This is a genomic window from Dendronalium sp. ChiSLP03b (assembly GCF_034531165.2).
In the GTDB taxonomy this organism is placed as follows: Bacteria; Cyanobacteriota; Cyanobacteriia; order Cyanobacteriales; family Nostocaceae; genus Dendronalium; species Dendronalium minutum.
On the sequence record NZ_JAVRBR020000138.1, the window covers coordinates 26,285 to 45,139 of the forward strand.

The window sequence follows — 18,855 nt, forward strand, 5'->3', positions numbered from 1 at the left end:
TCAGTTGCCTGCAATAAACTTTTGAGCTTCTTCAATGGCGGCGGTTAACTCTTCGCGACTGCTGGCTTTAACCTTGAGTTTTTTGCCATTAGCCTCAACTTCTAATTCAATTGGTTTATTACCCAAGCGATCGCCTAAAAATCCCAGCAATTTCTTAAAATTGGCAAGGCTCACCTCAGCTTGCAACACTCCCAGCAGAAAACCTCCAAAAGCTTTCGATCCTTCAGGTGTTTCTGTAACTGCTACAAGTTCAGCACTTTCTACATCTAAGTCTTGTATTTCCCGCAACAGATTTCGCGTTTGCTGCTCTTGTTCCTCTGGATCTAAGTCTGGATTAGTAAGAGCGATCGTTAGTTTGACGTTAGATTCAGAACTCATTTTGTACCCTTTTAGGTTTTCTAGCAGTTGACAGTCAATAGCATTTCCGTGATATCTCTATTGACATCATACTCGCTATGTAATATTCCCTAAATTTTTTTAAGATTTTTACAGAAATTTATAAAGTTTAAGTAAAAATATGTAGAGAGACAAGCGATCGCTTTTGTTTGTTAACTCGAAGCACTGGTATAAAACCGCAAGGCAAACCGCCAAAACCAGGTAGAAATGAAAAATAGCACGACTGCTAACACCCCCGCACCTATCAACCAAGTCATTTCACCTCGTCCCAGGACGATCTCTGCTGGTACGGTAGTTAAAAAGGTCACTGGCACTACAAAGGTGAAGAAGAAGCGGTAAGCTGTGGGGTATGCTGCGATCGGATATCTTCCAGCTTCTAATAAACCTCGTAGCACTTCTGTGGCGTTGTATATTTTCACAAACCAAATGCTAGTTGCTCCCAGCATAAACCACAGGCTGTAAAGAATCACCAAGCCGAAGAACAACGGCACTACACCAATGAGATAGTTACTGATTTCTAAGCCGAGGCGTTTACCTGCATAGCCAATTATGAAACTGCCAAAAACTAAATCTGGCAGTCCCCAAGGAGAAAGGGTATGAGTAGAAAGCCAAAACTGACTGCGGATAGGTTTAAGTAGCACAAAATCTAAAGTACCTACCTGGACATGACTGACAATTCGATTGAGATTTGGAGCCAGAAAGGTAGCAGAAAAGCCTTGTAGCAAAGTAAACACTCCCACAACAATTAAAGCTGCTTCCCATGACCAGCCGGCAAAGGTGTAGCCCGTGCGGTAAAACAAGAACAGTCCAAACAGACTGCCTCCAAGGTTGCCCAAGCTGCTGAGGGCAGCTATGAGGAAGTTGAGACGATACTCCATCTCCGCTGCTATGGAGGTACTCCAAAATAACCTTAATACTTTCCAATATCTTTGCATTTTGCACCCGTAATAGAGACTGGGGACTGGTGACTGGGAAAACCTTTCCTAATACTCCATACTAAATAAATTCATCTAAACTTAATAATATTAATCATTTGGAAAAATTGCTGAACGTTAAGATGTTGGATGCATATTGTTTAATAATGTGAGATTTTATGCATTTTGACTTACCACAGTTGATTAAATCACTAGGCTACTTTGGAGTATGGGCAATTATATTTGCTGAATCAGGGTTATTAATTGGTTTTTTTCTACCAGGAGATAGTTTACTATTCACTGCTGGATTTATCGCCTCTCAGAATTTCTTAAATATTTGGATTCTGATGATTGGTGCTTTTATTTGTGCATTCCTAGGTGATAATGTCGGCTATACTACTGGTCACAAATTTGGTAGAAGATTATTTCAGAAGGAAGATTCGTGGTTATTTCATAGAAAACATGTTGTTAAAACTCAACAGTTTTATCAACAGCATGGTAAAAAAACTATTGTTTTAGCAAGATTTGTGCCGATAGTCCGGACTTTTGCACCGATTGTAGCTGGACTTGGTGCTATGCATTACCGAACATTTTTATTTTATAACTTAATAGGCGGCTTTGCTTGGACATTTGGACTTACTCTATTAGGTTATTTCCTAGGAAAATCTCTGCCAGCTGAACAAGTAGATAAGTATTTATTGCCAATTATTGGGTTAATTATTGTAGTATCTTTACTACCGTCGATTATTCATTTAATTCAAGAATATAAAGGCAATAAAAAATAAAAGGCATAAGGCGGGAGTCAAGAGTTATTTTTATTGTCTCCGTGTCCCCGCGTCTCCCCTGTCCCTCTATTTTCCCGTGCAGATCGAGCGAGCGCCCTCCTCGACGGCTATATTAGTTTTCAAGTAATCTTGCACAAGAGCGCAACCATAAGCAATTGGGTCTAGCTTGAGAATTCGCTGCAAATTCCACAGAATGAGTCTGTTATCATCACCCCCTGAGACCAGCAAAGTTCCGTCAGGGCTGATAGCAATTTGCCTAATCGCTGCGGTATGTCCTTTAAGAGTCGTGAGTTCCGTACCATTAAGCTGCCAAAGTTTGATGTTACCATCTACGCTACCAGAAGCAACTCTTTTTCCATCGGGAGTAAATGCAACTCCCCAAATCGCAGCTGTATGACCTTTGAAAGTTTGCAGCAATTTACCATCTAGATTCCACAGCTTAATGGTATTGTCGCCACTTCCAGAGGCTACCATTTTACTATCAGGGCTAAAGGCAACTCTCCATACTGCCGCCGAGTGTCCTACAAGGGTTCTAAATAACTTACCATCAAGCGTCCACAGCTTAGAAGTACCATCGCCACTGGCTGAGCCAACCAGCCGACCATCTGGACTAAATACGACATGCCAAACTTCCGCCTGATGTCCCTTGAGAATCTGCGGTGCAGGAATATTACGATGCCATATCTGAACAATTTTGTCAACATTTGCCATTGCGATCGTTTGACCGTCGGGACTCAAGACTGCTGCTAAAAGCTTACCGAGAGGATCTTTGTAAGTAGCAACTAAAGTGCCGTCTCGTTGCTTGAGTTTAATCCTATCCTCGTAAGTGCGAAGGGCAATTAACTTACCATCGCCACTGAATGAAACATCGAAGATTGCGCCCCCAGATTCAGTAAAAGTTTTCAGCAATTTACCTTGGCGACTCCAAAGTTTAGCAATATTTTCGTGGCTTGCTGTGGCGATGGTTGAACTGTCGGAGGCGATATCTAATGACCAAATCCCTGCTTTATGGGCAACAATAGACTTTTGAAAGGGATTCTCTTTCTGCCAGAGTCTGACAACATTCTCTGCACCCGCCGAAGCAATAAAGCTGCCGTCGGGGCTAAAAGTCACTCCCCAAACTGAGGCAGTGTGTCCTTTCAGCGTCCTCAGTTCTGTACCATCAATGTTCCAAAGTTTAATTGTTTTGTCGAGACTGGCAGAAGCAATAGTTTGACCATCCGGACTAAAGGCTACTCCCCAAATGCCAGCATCGTGACCTTTAAGAGTTCGATCGAGGCGGTAGCTTCCATCTTTACTGTTTCGTTTCCAAAGTTTAACAGTTTTGTCTTCACTTGATGAAGCAATAGTCTGACCGTCAGGGCTGAAAGCTACTCCTATAACCCAAGAGGTGTGACCTTCAAGAGTTTGTAGTAGCTTGGCATTTTGCCAGCCTTTAGCGTCTCGTTTCCAAAGTTTTACTGTTTTGTCTAGACTTGCGGCAGCAACGATTTGACCATCGGGACTAAAAGTTACTCCCCAAAACCCCACTCTGTCTCTTTGAAAAGTTTTGAGCAAGGTGCCGTCTCGCTTCCAGAGTTTCACTGTTCTGTCAAAACTGGCAGAGGCCAGAAACTGACCATCGGGACTAAACGCTACTCCCCAGACTGAAGCCGTGTGACCTTTGAAAGTGTTAAGCAAAGTGCCATCTCGCTTCCAGAGTTTAATAGTGCCATCTTCACTAGCTGAGGCGAGTATCTGCCCGTCAGAACTAAAATTGACTGCCCTAACTGTTGCCTGATGACCTTTGAGAGTTGCTAATTCTGTACCATCACGTCGCCAAAGCTTGATTGTTTGATCTGTACTTGCTGAGGCAATCACAGAGCTGTCAGGACTAACATCTACTGCCAGAACTGCTGCTGTATGACCAGAAAAACGATTGTATTCATCTGCTCCATAAACTGCTTGCCGTAATACATTGTCTACCTGACGCTGAATATTTGTGTTTGCTTTACCTAGTTTTTGCAGTTTATGTTTGGCTTTGATTGCTTCTATGAGCGCATCCAATCTGCGATTTGAGGCAAACATTCCCTCAGAAGAAGATATCAGCGCTCGAATTTCGCTGTTCTTAGCTTGACTTGCGCTTTTCTTGGCTTGGTGGTAGAGAATGAAAATCCCTACCCCCAATCCGCTAGAAACGAGAAACCCAATACACACTACAACTAAGAGAAACCTTTGCAATTTCGCAGTTTTTTTCTCTTGTGCTAGTCGTGCTTCTACCTCTTGGGCCCGTGCTGCCTCCAATGCCGTTTGCACTTCGCGCCGTTCGCATTCTTGACTAGCGGCTAAAAATTGATAATCCAAATCACTCAAACTTTTGCCTTGCGCCCAATTTTGGGTTTCTTTTAGGGCCTTTCCTCGCAACAAACGCGATTCATCTTTATAGCTTGATGCTACCCAAGCATTAAATGTTTGTGAGTACGGGCGAAGATTGTCTAACTGCCTGAGTACCCATTCAGAATTAAAGACACTGCGATAAATGGGGTTTTTGATTCTGAGATAGCCGTCGTGTCTTTCAACCAATCCAGATAGTAAAAGTTCTGTCTGTTCTCGACTATCATCAGTCGGTACAGGAGGAAGAAGACGCGGAGAGTTGTTGGTGTCTTCTTTTTCCGTGTCTCCCTTTGGATTCGCAGTCGCCTGGGTCGGGAAACCCTCCCGCAGCGCTGTCTCACCATGTCCTCGCGTCCCCGCGTCCTGTTCCTCTTCAGCTTGCAATACTCGTTGGTAAAGTCCTAATAATCTTCCTGCTCGATGTTCGTAAAAAAGTAGGCGATCGCGAATGGTACGCAGGTGTTCGGGTTCATCTTTTGCTTCCCAGTGTTGAATAATTTGCGATCGCACCAATTGTTCTACCCAAAATGTTGCGGTGTCTGGAGGTAAATCAATTTTGCGATTTGATGTTTCTAAGGCTGTTTGCACAATTAACTGACAGAGTTTTTGGGTGAGAAACGGTTGTCCTCCACTCCAGTAGATAATCTCTCGCAGCACTGCTTGGCTTTGGTTAACTACTTCCTCTAATCCTTGGAGTAATAGCGTAGCTTCATGTAATTGAAAGCCGTATAACTCAATTGCTGTACCAATATTAAAGGGTGTGCGGCGCTTGTCGGCAATCAAGTCAGATGGACTAGCTACCCCAAATAATGCAAATCCCAAACGTTGGTAATTCGGGTCATGTGCCTGCTGATTGTAACAATGACGAATCCAGGCAAAAAAGTCGTTAACCGGAAAATTTAAACTCAGCAGACTATCAATCTCATCAAGAAAAATGAATATGCGATCGCTTTGAACGTATGGTAGTAAAACTTCTTCTAGAAACTGGTCTAGGCGTTGCACTAAAGAAACGCCTGCTTGCATCTCCCACCAAAGCTTAAAGTTGACTTTTTCTGCCAGATTTAAGCTGTAAAACAAGCTGATGATAATACCTTTGTACCATTGTTCCGGTGTGGTATCTTCACTACCCAAGCGGGTCACATCTAAGTAAGCACATTCATAGCCTTCTTTTTTGAGACGATAACTCGTGCGCTGTAATAGCGATGACTTGCCCATCTGGCGAGAATTTAAGACGTAACAGAAATCACCACCTTTTAGACTTGCATAAAGTTTTTCGTCTGCCTGACGGACAACATACGTAGGATCGTCACCGCAGAGGCTGCCGCCAACTTGGTATCTCATGTCAAATTTGGATTATCAAACAAAGAGATTAACACAATGATTAGCAATTTGTAGATAATGTTTTATTTGGATGCGTAGACACGTAGTGGCTTGTCGTTAGACATCGCTTAGCTCTAAGAACTGGAAGTAATTGCTCTTTTTTCACATCTTAAAAGCTAAAAATGCTGCTAAAAACCACTTGAAAATTCCACAATATAGTATAACTCCTCTTTTGGTTTTAACTTGGATTTTATCATTTTTAAAATTACATTATTTGATTGTTTTTAGCTTAACTGTCTTAAATGTCTTAATTGTCTGTTATTTATTTTATTTTGGTGATTAACTGTCTTATCTGTCCTTGCATTATTATGCCAAAAGCAGGAATATATTGATGTTAGCTTTAAGCAATTTGTTGTCAAGATAATTCAGTCAAGTTCGTACTGGAAGAATAATTTTTGGAACAAATAGCCATATTTCAATCAAAATAGAGGAGGTTAATAGAAGATGAATAAAGTCTGGCTACTAATCAGAGGCGCTATGGCCTTTTTGTTTGCTTTCCTTGTAGGGACTAACTTTGTGGTTGATAAAGCGATGGCAACAGGTCAATTTAGCTTCAGCTGCGACAAAGACAATATACAGATAAATGGGTCAATTTTATCAACAAGTTGCAAAAAAAATAATGGCGATTTGCAGCCAACTTCCATTGACTTAAATAAATACATCGGTAACTCGAATGGAACATTATCCTGGAATGATACAAATTTTTCTAAAACCTGCAAAAAAATTGCTCCAGCATAGTTACTGAGTACCAGACAACTAATACTTGTTGCTGATTGCCAACCAGCAGCCGGAGGAGATAAATATTATCCATCAGAGCTTGAACCAGATGCTCATATCGCGAACACTGATGGCACTTTAAAATACGAGTAGAACTAATCGAATACCACAATTAAGAGGATTTTTTACCATAAATTAAGAAATTTAAGGTTGTGAAAATTCCCTTTCATTTTCATTCAAAAATTTTACATAATATTAGACAGTTGTTTGACAAAATAAGCACGGTAGAGTTCGCAACGGGGTAAGATGCGATCGCCCTCAAAACGAATTAATCCCAAACTGTCAAGTTTAGAAGTATCCATAGGATTAAGAGAAATACTTTGCTTTGCTGTCACAAGTTCAGCATATACCCTTGCCAGACTTGGGTTTTCTTGCAGTTTCTCCCAGTGTCGCCATAAATGAGAGCGGTAAATGCCACCGTTAGTCATAGCCTCCTTTACTAGTTTTTCTAAGGTCATACTTTGACAGGTTAGATGATATAGACCAATCCGAATCAGCGCCGGATGTCCCCCCACGAGCGACATCAGTTGCCTAGCCTCTTTACCGAAATTCCATTTTAGTCCGTGCCGATTGGCTAATTCTTCTACCTGTTGCTGGGTAAATTCGCTCAGGCGCACTGGTAATCCAATGTTGAACGGGGAGCGGTTGATATCCAAGCAAACATAGACTTCTGTAGAGTAAACAACCACTAGTCTCAATTTCTGCCAGTTAGTATCCTGACGTGCTTCTTCATGCCACGAGCGCAACAAAGGAAAAAACTCTTGAGCAATGTGCGGATATTCAAAAAAGCGACCAACTCGCTCTAAAACAAGAACTATTGGACGGTTAATTTGCCGCAGTAAGTAGTTTTTCAAGTAGAAACTACAACTTAACTTACTACCAATTTCCTCATCCCAGTAGGTATCCAGTTGGGGAGCGATACCTAACTCTGTTGCTACTCGCCAGCAAAAACAACGAAAGAATTGGTCTAAATTACTTAGACAAGATGCATCCATTTGGTCGCAATCTAGTTTTATCGTGTGATACTCCTGTTGCTGAGCAAAAGCTAACAACCGCAGCACAAGAGAACTTTTACCCATTTCTCTGGGAGCGTGAATCCGAATCACGCAACCTGGTTGAGTTATTTCCTGATAAACAAGTTTCTCTAGGGGTGGACGTTCGATATACAACGGAGAATCAAGGGAAACAGGACCTTCTGGGTATGAGCAACAATACTCTAAATTCTCGTGCTGTTCCTTAGTGAAGGAGCCTTCGGTTATCGATAGCAACGAATATATCTGTTTTTTGTCCAAGCTTGGCAACAGAGCTTCAATGCTTTCATCAAAATCTGGATCTCTCTCAATGATGTAATCTTCTGTAGATAATTCCAGGTCAAAGGTGTTAAAACATAGTTTGAGCGTTCGCTGATCCACACTGGCATTCAAAGACCATAACCGACTTAAGGTTTTCGTACATACCTGGACACGATCGCTTAACTCATGTAAGGTGAAGCGAGCGCCATTATTCTGGACGATCTCCACAGCCCGAATTGCCGTCTGCAAACGCTTTAGTCCTGCAGATGTCAACAAAACTCCCCGTTTTCGTCTGGTTTTAGATTGTTTCATCTCGCTAACTATAAAATTTACACTGAGAAAACCTTTTATTTCCATATTTGCAGTTATCCTTAGTCACTAAGGATGACTGAAATATGAAGCATCATTGTTGTCTGCTGTCAATTCAGTAAGCTAATACTTTTTCATCGTGCTGAAATTAGTTTTTGATGGTGTATTTTTTAAAGTTACATTTAAAGATACATGTATTTGATTGATCGAGCAAGACTTTATCAGTAAAGTTACGGGTTATTTTATAATTAGAGTTACTTTTCCTACTTTTCCTACTTTTCTTACTTTTCCTATGTTTACAATTGTTACGCTGGTAGCAATACTTCTTGGATAAGCATTCTTTACCTCTAATGTTGACTGTGAAAAAGTAAGGAATTGGGTAATTTAACTTTTGGAGTTCCTTAACATTACGGTACAGGCTCTACAACGTACTGCCTCCCCAATGCACTGGCTCCTCAGCGTTTTATATGTGCTGTGTTCAACAGAGTGACAACCCGTGCTTATCCCTTTAAAAAATAGGCGTTGCATAACAGTGGGATGAATTGGGGTAAGCAGGGGATGCAGGGGAAGCAGGGGGAGAATTTTAGAAGTTGCTAAATCATCCTGCAACTATGCAACGCCAAAAATAGTTTTTCCGCCTCATCATATAGATTACCTTGGTTCTTTTTTTAGGTAATCATGTAATCTGCTTTTGCCACCCAACTATCGGTTCTTGGCAACTTTTGGTGATGATGGAAGGTTACGCGCTTTAAGGCAGAAGGATTTTAAATCTGATACCATTTCCCAAAAATAATGATACAGATCCAAACCCAGAAACCTAGACTAAATGGGACTTTCTTAATTACGAATTACGAATTACGAATTACGAATTGGTATGAGTGCCTGTCTTTGTGGAACTAGTGACAAAGGCTCAAATCCAACTTCAAGACCAAATTCTGATGCAGATGTTCTGTAACCCTTGCACCACAAGGATTTATGGAGTTTTCTTCTTGTCTTTTACCTTCTGCCCTCTGCCCTCTGCCTAAACTAGCCCACTATTGATCGCCAAAAGCTGACAAGACCCCAACTATCTGCTTCACATATCACTGCACATATGGCAATTGTTATAATCTCAATTACCTTGTGCCGTTTTGTGCGATCTATTCGTTGCTATTCCATCTGTGCAAAGTGGTCAGCAATGGTGATTTTGGGCTTCAGTTTCATCCCAAATTCATTGTTCAATTTTGCGAATTTCGACATTGGCTGTAAGGTCAACCTGACAAGCCAACCGAGCATGGGGATAATAAGGAGCTAGTGTATCCAGCATTTCTTGTTCATCTAGTTTAGGGGGAGAAATTTCACCAATAACCTCAACCAAACAAGTTCCACAAATCCCAGTCCGACAACCAAACAATACAGGTGAATTCTGAATTGTGAGATACTCAGATAAATTTTGATGACATTCCAGAGTGATAGGAGCAAAATCACTTCCGGGAAAAGAAATAATACACAGGTTAGACATAGTATTTAAACCACACTTTTGTGTTCTTCTTTACGGCTTTGCATCTCTGCGTGAAATAAAATTAAATCCTTCAAATCCTCACGAAAATACCGTTCAAAATGTCGAAAAGCACTTTGCTGAGTCGCCAAATATCGAGAGATCGAATTAGCTCCTATGAGTGACATTTCTCGATTACGTTGCCACAGGTAATCGAGTTTTTCCACATATACTTTATAAGATTGCATCGCCTCTTGATGAGTTAAGAAACTACGCTGCAATCCTTCCGAATCTTCTGTAAAACAGCGACGCATCATTTCTTTAGCATCATTGTCGCTCATATCAAAAATGGGCGATCGCAACACTTGATAAATCTTGCTATACAACGCTGGATCGTACCAAAAAATTCCGTTAATCGCAGCCGAAAAATGAAAATGATCGCGCTGACATCCTAGCAAACCTAAATTAGCAACCAGTCGCTCAAATGCTGTTGGTTGGGGAAGGCAGGTAACAACATTGTGAGATATAATTGTCGAACTATTGAAGTGAAAGCTTTCATCCAGAAAGTGATAGTAAGAGATTTTGGCGGGAATAGGAGCAGTATCTGGATAGGGATGTTTTTGATAATAATTGCTGAGTTTGTGCTGTACTAATTTGCCATTCAGCGTCCGCACTCCTCGGACTGTGAAATACTGACAAGCTAAAAAGGTATTATTCGCAGAAATCAGCCCGAAGTATTGCAGTTGAATCTTTTTCCACCAAGTTTTTAAAGCATTAGTGTCAGCATAAACCATCGTTTCTGTAAACGGGCCGCGCATGGGGTACGTAAAGATGAGTTCCCCAAATAATGCTTGTTCAACTTGTTTGGCAATTGTGCGAAATGCGTTAATGTGTGCCCGTTCTTGAGAAGATTCTAAATCCAAAGTATCGCATATTAAGCGGAAGTCTTCTTGAGCATAAAGCCCGGCTGCACTAGTTTGATTAAAATAGATGGTGGCAATTTCGGCAGAAACGATTTGTGAGTAGTATGCTACCCAGTAAAGTTGATTTAAAATGACACGCTGATGTTGGCTAGACTGTTCCCACAAAGGTGTACCGTACAGCAGGGAAAATTCTTCGGGATTCCAATATTCGTTTTGACAATCTTCATAGCGAAAGTTAGCGGCTGCTTCATCCATTAAAGCAGTATGGTCTTGCTGTTTGTTACGGGTGTGGTTAATGTGTAATTTGCGATAAGTTGTTGAGCTATCTGATAGTTGGTGAATAGTTTTTTTCATAAATAATATCTAGAAATCGGTGAGCTAGGAGCGGTGATTTTTGACAATGCTGCAAGATGTAAACTAGAAGCTAAACACAAGTCAAGAAATTTACTTAAAATCGCTATGAGCCTTTTTTGTCTAGTTCACGGTGCATTCCAAGGTGCTTGGTGTTGGAATTTGTTAATTCCTTACTTAGAAGCGCAAGGTCACAAAACAGTAGCAATGGATTTGCCTATTGAAGATGCATCGGCAAGTTTATCGCAATTTGCAGATGTCGTATTTCAAGCGCTGCCAAAAACTGATAATGATATTGTGCTGGTTGGTCACTCAATGGCTGGTACTGTTATTCCCCTTGTTGCAGAAGCACATAAAGTACGCCAATTGGTATTCCTAACTGCGCTTATTCCATACCCAAGACTTAGTACAATCGATCAATTTTCTCATAATCTCGATGCTGATAGCCTCAAATCATTAAATTACAAACCAAAAGAGTTAAGTCAACTCGAACAATTTGATGATGAACCTGGTATGTTTAATCCAGTTTCTGTTGGTAAAGACTTTTCAGATGAAGCAGTATTAATTGAACTTTTCTATCATGATTGTCAACTGGATGTAATGCGCTGGGCACTTTCAAAAAGTCGTTCGCAGCAATCAATGGCATATATTTATGAGGTCAATCCCCTGAATTCTTTACCAAATATAGAATGTAAATATATTGTTTGTACTGATGACCGGATAATTTCTCCTGCATGGTCACGCTACGCTGCACGTAAACGCTTGGGAGTTGATGCTATTGAACTGCCTGGAGGACATTGCCCACATTTGTCTCGTCCCGCTCACCTTGCCTCCGTATTAACCAATAATACTTATTAATACTAATACACACATTTATGAGCGGGGAGTGGTTCAAAAGCTCCTCGTTCATCTAAGGCTTGGACGATCGCTTCTGCGGATGCGCCGCGCATGAGCGATCGCAGTATTTGTAATCGCGTACCACTATGGGTTTGTGTATCTAATTCTTCTAGGATTTGGATTTTTTGCGATCGCAAGAGATGTCCTTTTACCTGTTCGACGGCTGTTAATACACTTTGCGGCCCCATCTGCACCATAAATAGAAACTGTGCCAACACATCAAGGATTGCTGCTTGACTGGATGCTGAAACTGGAATTTGGTTAAATAATGTGCTTCCTGTACCATGATGGCGGGCTTCTGCGTGCAAAAAACTGGTGAAAAGTTCAGCCAGGATTGGATGGTGGCATTCTTTAGCCAAGCGGCGGTAATGGCTCAAGCCCCATCCTTCTAACACAACCTGAAGCACAAACAACAGCACTGTTTTGTCTGCACTTTCAACGACTTCTGCTAGCAAACTCAGAAATGGATCGTTAATACCAGTTTGTAGTTGTTCTGGTAAAAAATGGCTTATTTGGCTGAGGTGGGTCGCTTCATCAGCTGTAAAAAGTGCATAGAGTATTCTTTCTTCAACTGTTTCTGCTAACAGTACCATTTTTGCCATGTAGCCAACGCCTGCTTTCTCAATGAAATACGATTCTTCTAACAAGCTGCGATTGGCAAGCTGAACTATGGCAGATTGTTCGGCTGCACTCGCTTGTTGAAAAATTTTGACTTGATGTAGGTTAAAAAACGCCGCATTCCAATAATCCGAGTGAGGCTGCAAAGCATTATTGCCTTGATTCGGCAATGCTGCTTTTAGTATGCGTTGCAATCGGTCATTAGGGTCTGTATGTGGTAGGTCAAGCCCAGCAACTTGATGTTTTAAAGTGGTATTCGTCATGCTAAAGCATTAAAGAGGTAGATGAATGGCGATCGCACAGCGTTTCTAAAGGAGAATCGCTCTCTTCTGGACTATCAACAGCTTGCCAAGTTCCCCAGGTTAAGGCTTTTTGGTGATTAACGTGCTGAATAAATTGCAGAATCGACCGATCGGCTTTGGTGGGAGTCTTGAGGTCAAACTGAATTGTCTGAAACACCTGTGTATCGCCTTTGGCGAAGTAATTGCCAACCTGCTGCGTTAACCACAGCAACCCACGATTTACACCCCATCCTATACATCCAGGTCGTTTGGGAGTCACGAAGATTGTTTGCCCTTCAGTTTTGCCACCTTCAATCATTCGCAGCGCAAATATGATGTAGAAGTGCAGGAAATCCGGCCCCAGTGTGACAGTGCCAGTGCTGCCATACCAATAGCACATACTATAAGTAACTTCGTTGCGGTATAAAGGACGAATCAGGCGGATTAACCAGGAATCATCGCCTCCCCGTGTATTATTGCTGAACGTAATAGCGTTATTGAAGTCTTGGGAATCAAAGACAATTTCTAAGGGCAGATTGTGTACTGTATTGAAATGGTGAGCATCGATCGCATTAATCAGCAACACATTGGGATGGCAGTTTTTGACAAACCGAGTCCCCAATAGATAATCGCAGTCTACCTGTTCCAGATCCGGGACGAAGGGCAGCGAACTTGGCTTTTCCTCACCCACCCAAACCCAAATCATGCCGTACTTTTCTGCTGTCTGCCAGGCTTTGATACATACAGGCAAGGGTTTTCCCTGGGAAGGAACGTCTACACAAATTCCGCGATCGTCATATTTCCAATTATGGAAAAAGCAGCGAATGCCATCACCTTCTACCTTACCCTCTGCCAAATGAGCGCCCATGTGAGGACAATAAGCATCCACCGCCACCACCTGACCGCTGACTCCTCGATAAATTGCCAGGTTTCTACCCAGTAGCGTTACTGCTTTCACCCTGCCAACTTTTAATTTGCTGGATGGCAATGCCCAGTACCATCCTTCTACAAATTGTGTCGGATTGTTAAAGTTCGAGTGTTGGCTGGTAGAAGGCATAAAAGTTAAATGAGAACAGATTCTTGGACAAATTCTAACAATGATTCTGACTTCCACATCCGTTGTCCGGCACGGGTGAGATTGTCATACCGGATTTCAGTTAAACAAACCAATTCATCACCTAGCCGATAGCCTGGGTTTTTTGCCTCAAAAAACTGGATATGGGGGTTAGTCTGTCTGCCTGTCGGGATTTCAATTAAACCCTCTCGTAATATTTGGGGATGGTGGAAGCGGACGATACCAGTTGTTTCTTCGTAAAAATCACCATAGTATTCCTGTGCCAAATTTGCCATCAAATTCGCAACATCGGCAGGTGTTGCCGCATCATAGCGGGGGTAAAACTCTTGCCAAAAAGTGGGGAGAAAGCGGTAAGTGCGAAAACCAGAGCAAATCAGCAGCCAGTACAATTTATTTTCCGCATAGTATTCGCGCAGAAAATTGATTGCGGCAATCCAAGTACGCGGTAGTGTTGTACTCGACCAAGCACTGGGATCGACAATCGTATCACCAGAATACACTACAGTAATGCGCTCTCCTCCAAAAGTTGTCTGGCTCAACATCAGGGTTGAAAACCCTTTCAGGGCATTGGTTATTTCGTCCCTCAACAATAAAACCCAGTTTTTGCGCTCTATATCTGCCTGAAATCCTTCCCAGGTTACACCTTTAAAGTGATTATTTAGCAACCCATACATGGCTATGCGATCGCTTGGTTGCAGCTTTTGGACGGGAACCAGCCAACTCTTCATTATTCGGAATTTACCTAAAATAAGTTTAGTAGATGTTTTTAATTAACACTTTATCGGGCAAAATGGTGAAGTTACCAAGTAATGTGACAGATCCCATAATTGTTATTTACACTACTTATTACTCATCACTACTCTGATGATGCTCGACAAAACAAGGTTATTGAGGAAGAATTTAGCAGTAAAAGTAGGGTGTGTTATGCCAAAGGCTAACGCACCTTGAATTGCTGATGGTGCATTGTACTAAAGCGATAATACACCCTACAACTTAATTTTATTAATTTTAATGAATTGTGGCTATTTTACTTGTGTAAACTGCAAAAAATATATTGATGCAGGATATCGATGGGCTTATTGGCTGCTTGAAAATCCAGGCATTATTTACAAAGGTGAAAGAATTTCAACAGAGCAGGTTTTAAATGCAGAAAAGTACTGGCAGCCACCATCAGAGGAAAGTTATCCTTGGCTAGTCAAGCAAATTTTGCCAGCAGTACACAAATTTATCAGCGAACATCAACAACACTGTTTGCTTTACTTGGATGAGGATGATTTTGCGAGGGAGGGTTCAATTTATTGTGACTTCCAAGAGATTGAAACAGAGTGCGATCGCTCGTAGGTCAGCTTAACGTTAGGAAACCCAACAAAAACTAACCCTAAATGTCTTTTATAAAAATTGGCTACTAGTTACAGGCGAACTGAGCCATTGACGGTTGCGCTGACCAGATTGCCGGAATGCTCCAGGTTTTGCAGATTCTTTTGTGACAGTTCGAGCCGCCTGAGCGATCGCAATTAACTTCGGTAAATCATCCAATTCATCCGGGTCAGGTGTTGCTTTTACAATTCGAGTAGCAAGTTCTTCAAAGCTACCCTCAATCGCTGGAAATTGCTTTAGTTCATCGCTATCTGGATCGACTCCTGTCCTTTCTTGCCAAGGTGACACATTATGTTGGTAGAGATAGGTTGTCAAATCGGCTGTAAACCATTGCTCTTGCGTCCAACAGCTTGCATGGCTCCAAAGCATTTGACTGGGGCGATGCTGACTTAGTTGCTCTAAAATATCTGAGTCCAGCTGCCTCAAGTCATACGTCACAATCAACCCTGGAGTTTCGCATGTTTCAGGTGTCCACTCTTGCAATGGACAGGAAAGAATTTGTGCTACAGCATGAGCCAGAATAGTGCTATCGCGATGGGGAAGCATGAAAACACGAGGGACTGAAATGTTCCAAGTATCAATGACTGTACTCAATCGCTGAATTCCGTGAAGAATCCGGCTTTCATCATCCTGAGTGTAGGCATAGCGACCGTTCATCCCCTGATCCAAGCCGTAAGGAGAAAGATGTAGCAAGATTCCACCTGTAAGGACAAAATGCCAGCCGCGCAAGTCTTGACGATCTAGGCGTGTGATTCCTTGTAAGACATCGGCTCGCTGGAGCATTTCCTCAATGCGTTCTGCCATCCAACGCTCTGATGGTTCGGGATTCTGCTGTAATTGCACCAGTAATTGCTTCGGTTCAACTAAATCGCCTGTCATCAAGGCATTGAATGCCAGCAGATACAAAAATAAAGAGTTTTCTTCTAACAGTTCGGGTGCTTGGCGCAAAACTCGACAGGCTTCTGAACTATGTCTGCTCATTTCTAGAGCAGCAACCAGTTCGCTGAGAATTGTTGGCTGTGTGGGGGCAATTTTATTAGCACGCGCCAAAATGGTAGCCGCAATTTCAGGCAATGAATATTCAATTAATTCATAACCCAGGTCATAGAGCGTTTGTAAATCATTAGGAGCCTCAGCTACGCGACGGACTTTGAGTGCAAATGCCTCATCTGCGATCGCTGCTCCAATTTGAGCAAATAAACTCAACGCTTCTCGCCAATTTTGGTACAATTCGGGGTGTCCTGGGTAGTGCAGCAGCCAGCGCAATCTTTGAAATGCCTGCTGAGGTTCACCATTTGCAAATGCTTGAGATGCCTCAAGATAAACTGCTGTATAGTTTTCCATTAGTTCCCAAAATACCGATTGTATTTTTGATAAAACGCCTCATTAATCCGTTGAACCTTTTCTAGACTAGCTTTAAGTTTGTTTTGCTTGGTCTGGTCGTCAGAAATTTTCGCCTGTGGTTGCAATTGTTTATATCAGCTACAATATTTCATGCTCAATAGTAGCCTTTTTTACACTCTGCGACCATCGAGACGGTTCTAACTGGTTCACATACTTCATATATTGAGCTAATGGCGTATCAATACTCAAAAGCAACTTCGGATGAAATCGAATATTGTCGTAAATTTTGCCATCTTCATCTCTGAGCATGTAGTAAGCCAATCGAGTACAGAGTAGCAAAAACTTACTGAGCAAATATCCCCCGATTCCCTTGCGTTTTTCAGTTACATAAATCGGTTGAATGCGCGTTCTGCCCGGTGCGATCGCGGTGTAAGCATATATCATGTGCAGTGGCGGAAAAAGTCGTACATTTTTCATCATTGTTAATAAGCCAATGCAACCATGAGCATACCGCATTGAATACTCATAAGTGGAACCAAGAAATCTTTGACCTAACCGTTCTCGAAAGGTTGTTTGAGGAAAGTTTCCTCGCATTATAAAGTCAATTTGTGTCCCTAATCCGCTTTGATGTAGCGACAGATCCATTTTGATATCTAAATGATGAATTGTTTTTAAATGTTGGGCATCAATGCCATTCATCATACAGATATGATGATGACAACTTCTCTCAAATGCAATATCAGCTTGTGCAACAACTTCTTTACCTTTCAATTCATCAAAATCAGCTACACCTTCTAGTGTTTTAGCATCAGGATAAATCCAGATAAATCCATATTTTTCTTCCGTTGCATAAGCTTGTAATTTAGCTGGAGCAGGAATTTCTGATTGACAGGGAATATTTTGACAATACCCTGTTTCATCAAATGCCCAATGATGAAAGGCACAACGAATCCAATTACCATCAACTTGCCCAATTCCTAAATCTGTTCCCAAATGAGGGCAGTAAGCATCCAAGGCACGTACTTGGTCATCTTCACCACGAAAAATAGCGATTTTTTGACCACATATTTCTACAGATTTTGCTTTTCTTTTAGGTAATGCACTACTGGGACAGGCAATATACCAACCCTTAGCAACTACATTCCAGTTATTAAATATTTGCATAATTTGTTGACTGATATTTTTGTAATATTTCTTTTCGTAGGCGAATATCATCTTGATATTTACCTATTAAAACTTTCACTAACATTCGACCTAAACAATCAGAAGCCCGCCAAGAAAATATAGCATCTTGTAAATCAATATGACTGCGTTCAAATAGTAAATGTCCGATTAATCCCAACACCTGAGTCAGTGGTAAGCCCAAGAGTAAATAGAAGGTTTGCAATTTCCAAACATAAAAGAGCAAACCGTAAAAAAAGAATATCCCCAAAATGTGTAGAGTAATATTAATTGGATGCTGATGTTTAAGAACAAAAATATCCCAATAGTCTGTAAAAGGATGATCCAGAATTTGATTATTGATTTTATTTCTTAAATTTTGTTGAAGATTATAATTAAGTTGATTCATAAAAAATTTTGCATATACAGCGGATTTCAAGTTGGTGAAATAGACCAGCGAAGTCTCCAAAGTTACGACAAACACGATCAACTTCAAAGTTCAAGCACGAACTTCTTACAGTTGTTAGCAAGGTTTCGGCTCCAACACCGTTGTTATACGGCGTTTCTGCGAGGCTTACAACTCATCTTCACGGCTCATACGCCTCGCTGCGATGGGCGATCGCCACAACAAATACCTGCACTAGTTCATCGTCTATCGAATAGATCGCCCTGTAGTCCCCGATTCGGTAACGATAGTACCTTGCATAATCTCCCTTGAGGGCTTTGATGTTGGGGTGCAACTGGGGAGTTTGCTCTAGTTGCTGCAAACATCGGGCAATTTTTTTCGCTAAGGCTTTGTCAGCATTGATATAAACTTTTTGGGCATCGGGATGGAGAAGAACTTCATACATCAGACCGAAGGGTTCTCCAGTTTGTGTAATCGGTTTTAGGCGTTGCTTGATTTTGCTTAACTCGCTCTAGCAATCCAGGAATTGCCAAAAGTTCTTGGGTTGCAGCTTCGCTTTCAGCATTTGCTAAGTAAGCCGCAAAATCAGCAAGCACCTGTAATCGCTCTGGCGATAGTTGCTGGAGTAAGTCATGAAGCTGGTGCTGTAGCTCTGTCACAGATACTAAATCTGCTGACGAATTATCTTCCATTGGGGAATTATCCGTAGTATTCATTGC

At 41.6% G+C, this 18,855-nt stretch carries 18 protein-coding genes and 1 pseudogene; 4 read left to right on the forward strand and 15 right to left on the reverse strand.

Annotation, left to right across the window (positions count from 1 at the left end; translation table 11 throughout):
- Both RMY31_RS31510 and RMY31_RS31515 read right to left on the reverse strand, forming a co-directional pair.
- The gene (locus tag RMY31_RS31510; RefSeq protein ID WP_322658475.1) at positions 1-378 is read right to left on the reverse strand and encodes a hypothetical protein; all 378 of its coding nucleotides are present in this window, start codon (positions 376-378) and stop codon (positions 1-3) included.
- Positions 379-548: 170 nt separating this feature from the next.
- Positions 549-1,331 carry an ABC transporter permease gene (locus RMY31_RS31515; protein ID WP_322658474.1) on the reverse strand — a complete coding sequence of 261 codons (783 nt, stop codon included), beginning with the start codon at positions 1,329-1,331 and terminating at the stop codon, positions 549-551.
- A gap of 158 nt (positions 1,332-1,489) precedes the next feature.
- On the opposite strand from RMY31_RS31515, the gene RMY31_RS31520 reads away from it, so the two are divergent.
- Positions 1,490-2,095, forward strand: coding sequence for a DedA family protein (locus RMY31_RS31520; RefSeq protein ID WP_322658473.1), 606 nt, complete (start codon positions 1,490-1,492; stop codon positions 2,093-2,095).
- A 66-nt stretch (positions 2,096-2,161) separates the two neighbouring features.
- Here the strand turns inward: RMY31_RS31520 and RMY31_RS31525 are convergent, their stop codons facing one another.
- On the reverse strand, positions 2,162-5,809 hold the full coding sequence (locus RMY31_RS31525) for an AAA-like domain-containing protein (protein ID WP_322658472.1): 3,648 nt from the start codon (positions 5,807-5,809) through the stop codon (positions 2,162-2,164).
- Between the two features lie 483 nt (positions 5,810-6,292).
- Here RMY31_RS31525 and RMY31_RS31530 point away from each other — a divergent pair, with 483 nt between their 5' ends.
- Positions 6,293-6,586, forward strand: a complete 294-nt coding sequence (locus RMY31_RS31530) for a CVNH domain-containing protein (protein ID WP_322658471.1) — start codon at positions 6,293-6,295, stop codon at positions 6,584-6,586.
- Positions 6,587-6,810: 224 nt separating this feature from the next.
- Here the strand turns inward: RMY31_RS31530 and RMY31_RS31535 are convergent, their stop codons facing one another.
- The 4 genes and pseudogenes from RMY31_RS31535 to RMY31_RS31550 all read right to left on the reverse strand — a co-directional run bounded on the left by RMY31_RS31535 (position 6,811) and on the right by RMY31_RS31550 (position 10,980).
- Positions 6,811-8,229: an AAA-like domain-containing protein gene (locus RMY31_RS31535; RefSeq protein ID WP_322658470.1), complete on the reverse strand. Its 1,419-nt coding sequence runs from the start codon at positions 8,227-8,229 to the stop codon at positions 6,811-6,813.
- A 1,050-nt stretch (positions 8,230-9,279) separates the two neighbouring features.
- A pseudogene (locus RMY31_RS31540) lies at positions 9,280-9,429 on the reverse strand (transposase family protein); the annotation flags it as partial.
- A 7-nt stretch (positions 9,430-9,436) separates the two neighbouring features.
- Positions 9,437-9,727 (reverse strand): 2Fe-2S iron-sulfur cluster binding domain-containing protein, encoded by a 291-nt coding sequence (locus RMY31_RS31545; protein ID WP_322658469.1) that lies wholly within the window; start codon positions 9,725-9,727, stop codon positions 9,437-9,439.
- A 5-nt stretch (positions 9,728-9,732) separates the two neighbouring features.
- The gene (locus tag RMY31_RS31550) at positions 9,733-10,980 is read right to left on the reverse strand and encodes a P-aminobenzoate N-oxygenase AurF (RefSeq protein WP_322658468.1); all 1,248 of its coding nucleotides are present in this window, start codon (positions 10,978-10,980) and stop codon (positions 9,733-9,735) included.
- 33 nt (positions 10,981-11,013) lie between these two features.
- On the opposite strand from RMY31_RS31550, the gene RMY31_RS31555 reads away from it, so the two are divergent.
- The gene (locus tag RMY31_RS31555) at positions 11,014-11,835 is read left to right on the forward strand and encodes an alpha/beta hydrolase (RefSeq protein ID WP_322658467.1); all 822 of its coding nucleotides are present in this window, start codon (positions 11,014-11,016) and stop codon (positions 11,833-11,835) included.
- A gap of 2 nt (positions 11,836-11,837) precedes the next feature.
- On the opposite strand, the gene RMY31_RS31560 is transcribed toward RMY31_RS31555, so the two are convergent.
- From RMY31_RS31560 to RMY31_RS31570, 3 genes are read right to left on the reverse strand one after another with little or no spacing between them, the layout of a single operon-like run.
- Positions 11,838-12,755 (reverse strand): ferritin-like domain-containing protein, encoded by a 918-nt coding sequence (locus tag RMY31_RS31560; protein ID WP_322658466.1) that lies wholly within the window; start codon positions 12,753-12,755, stop codon positions 11,838-11,840.
- Between the two features lies 1 nt (position 12,756).
- Positions 12,757-13,830: an aromatic ring-hydroxylating dioxygenase subunit alpha gene (locus RMY31_RS31565; protein ID WP_322658465.1), complete on the reverse strand. Its 1,074-nt coding sequence runs from the start codon at positions 13,828-13,830 to the stop codon at positions 12,757-12,759.
- A 5-nt stretch (positions 13,831-13,835) separates the two neighbouring features.
- Positions 13,836-14,576, reverse strand: a complete 741-nt coding sequence (locus RMY31_RS31570; protein WP_322658464.1) for a hypothetical protein — start codon at positions 14,574-14,576, stop codon at positions 13,836-13,838.
- 283 nt (positions 14,577-14,859) lie between these two features.
- Between RMY31_RS31570 and RMY31_RS31575 the strand changes: the two genes are divergently transcribed.
- Positions 14,860-15,189 carry a hypothetical protein gene (locus tag RMY31_RS31575; protein ID WP_322658463.1) on the forward strand — a complete coding sequence of 110 codons (330 nt, stop codon included), beginning with the start codon at positions 14,860-14,862 and terminating at the stop codon, positions 15,187-15,189.
- Positions 15,190-15,237: 48 nt separating this feature from the next.
- On the opposite strand, the gene RMY31_RS31580 is transcribed toward RMY31_RS31575, so the two are convergent.
- The 5 genes from RMY31_RS31580 to RMY31_RS31600 form a co-directional block, all read right to left on the reverse strand.
- Positions 15,238-16,569: a hypothetical protein gene (locus RMY31_RS31580; protein WP_322658462.1), complete on the reverse strand. Its 1,332-nt coding sequence runs from the start codon at positions 16,567-16,569 to the stop codon at positions 15,238-15,240.
- A gap of 138 nt (positions 16,570-16,707) precedes the next feature.
- Positions 16,708-17,733 (reverse strand): aromatic ring-hydroxylating dioxygenase subunit alpha, encoded by a 1,026-nt coding sequence (locus RMY31_RS31585; RefSeq protein ID WP_322658461.1) that lies wholly within the window; start codon positions 17,731-17,733, stop codon positions 16,708-16,710.
- Positions 17,720-18,139: an Mpo1-like protein gene (locus RMY31_RS31590; RefSeq protein WP_322658460.1), complete on the reverse strand. Its 420-nt coding sequence runs from the start codon at positions 18,137-18,139 to the stop codon at positions 17,720-17,722. Before RMY31_RS31590 ends, RMY31_RS31585 begins: the two co-directional genes overlap by 14 nt.
- Positions 18,140-18,317: 178 nt before the next feature.
- Complete coding sequence (locus RMY31_RS31595; RefSeq protein WP_322658458.1) at positions 18,318-18,581, reverse strand: type II toxin-antitoxin system RelE/ParE family toxin; 264 nt, start codon at positions 18,579-18,581, stop codon at positions 18,318-18,320.
- On the reverse strand, positions 18,574-18,852 hold the full coding sequence (locus tag RMY31_RS31600) for a hypothetical protein (protein WP_322658457.1): 279 nt from the start codon (positions 18,850-18,852) through the stop codon (positions 18,574-18,576). The genes RMY31_RS31595 and RMY31_RS31600 overlap by 8 nt, the downstream gene beginning before the upstream one ends.
- Between the last annotated feature and the right edge of the window lie 3 nt (positions 18,853-18,855).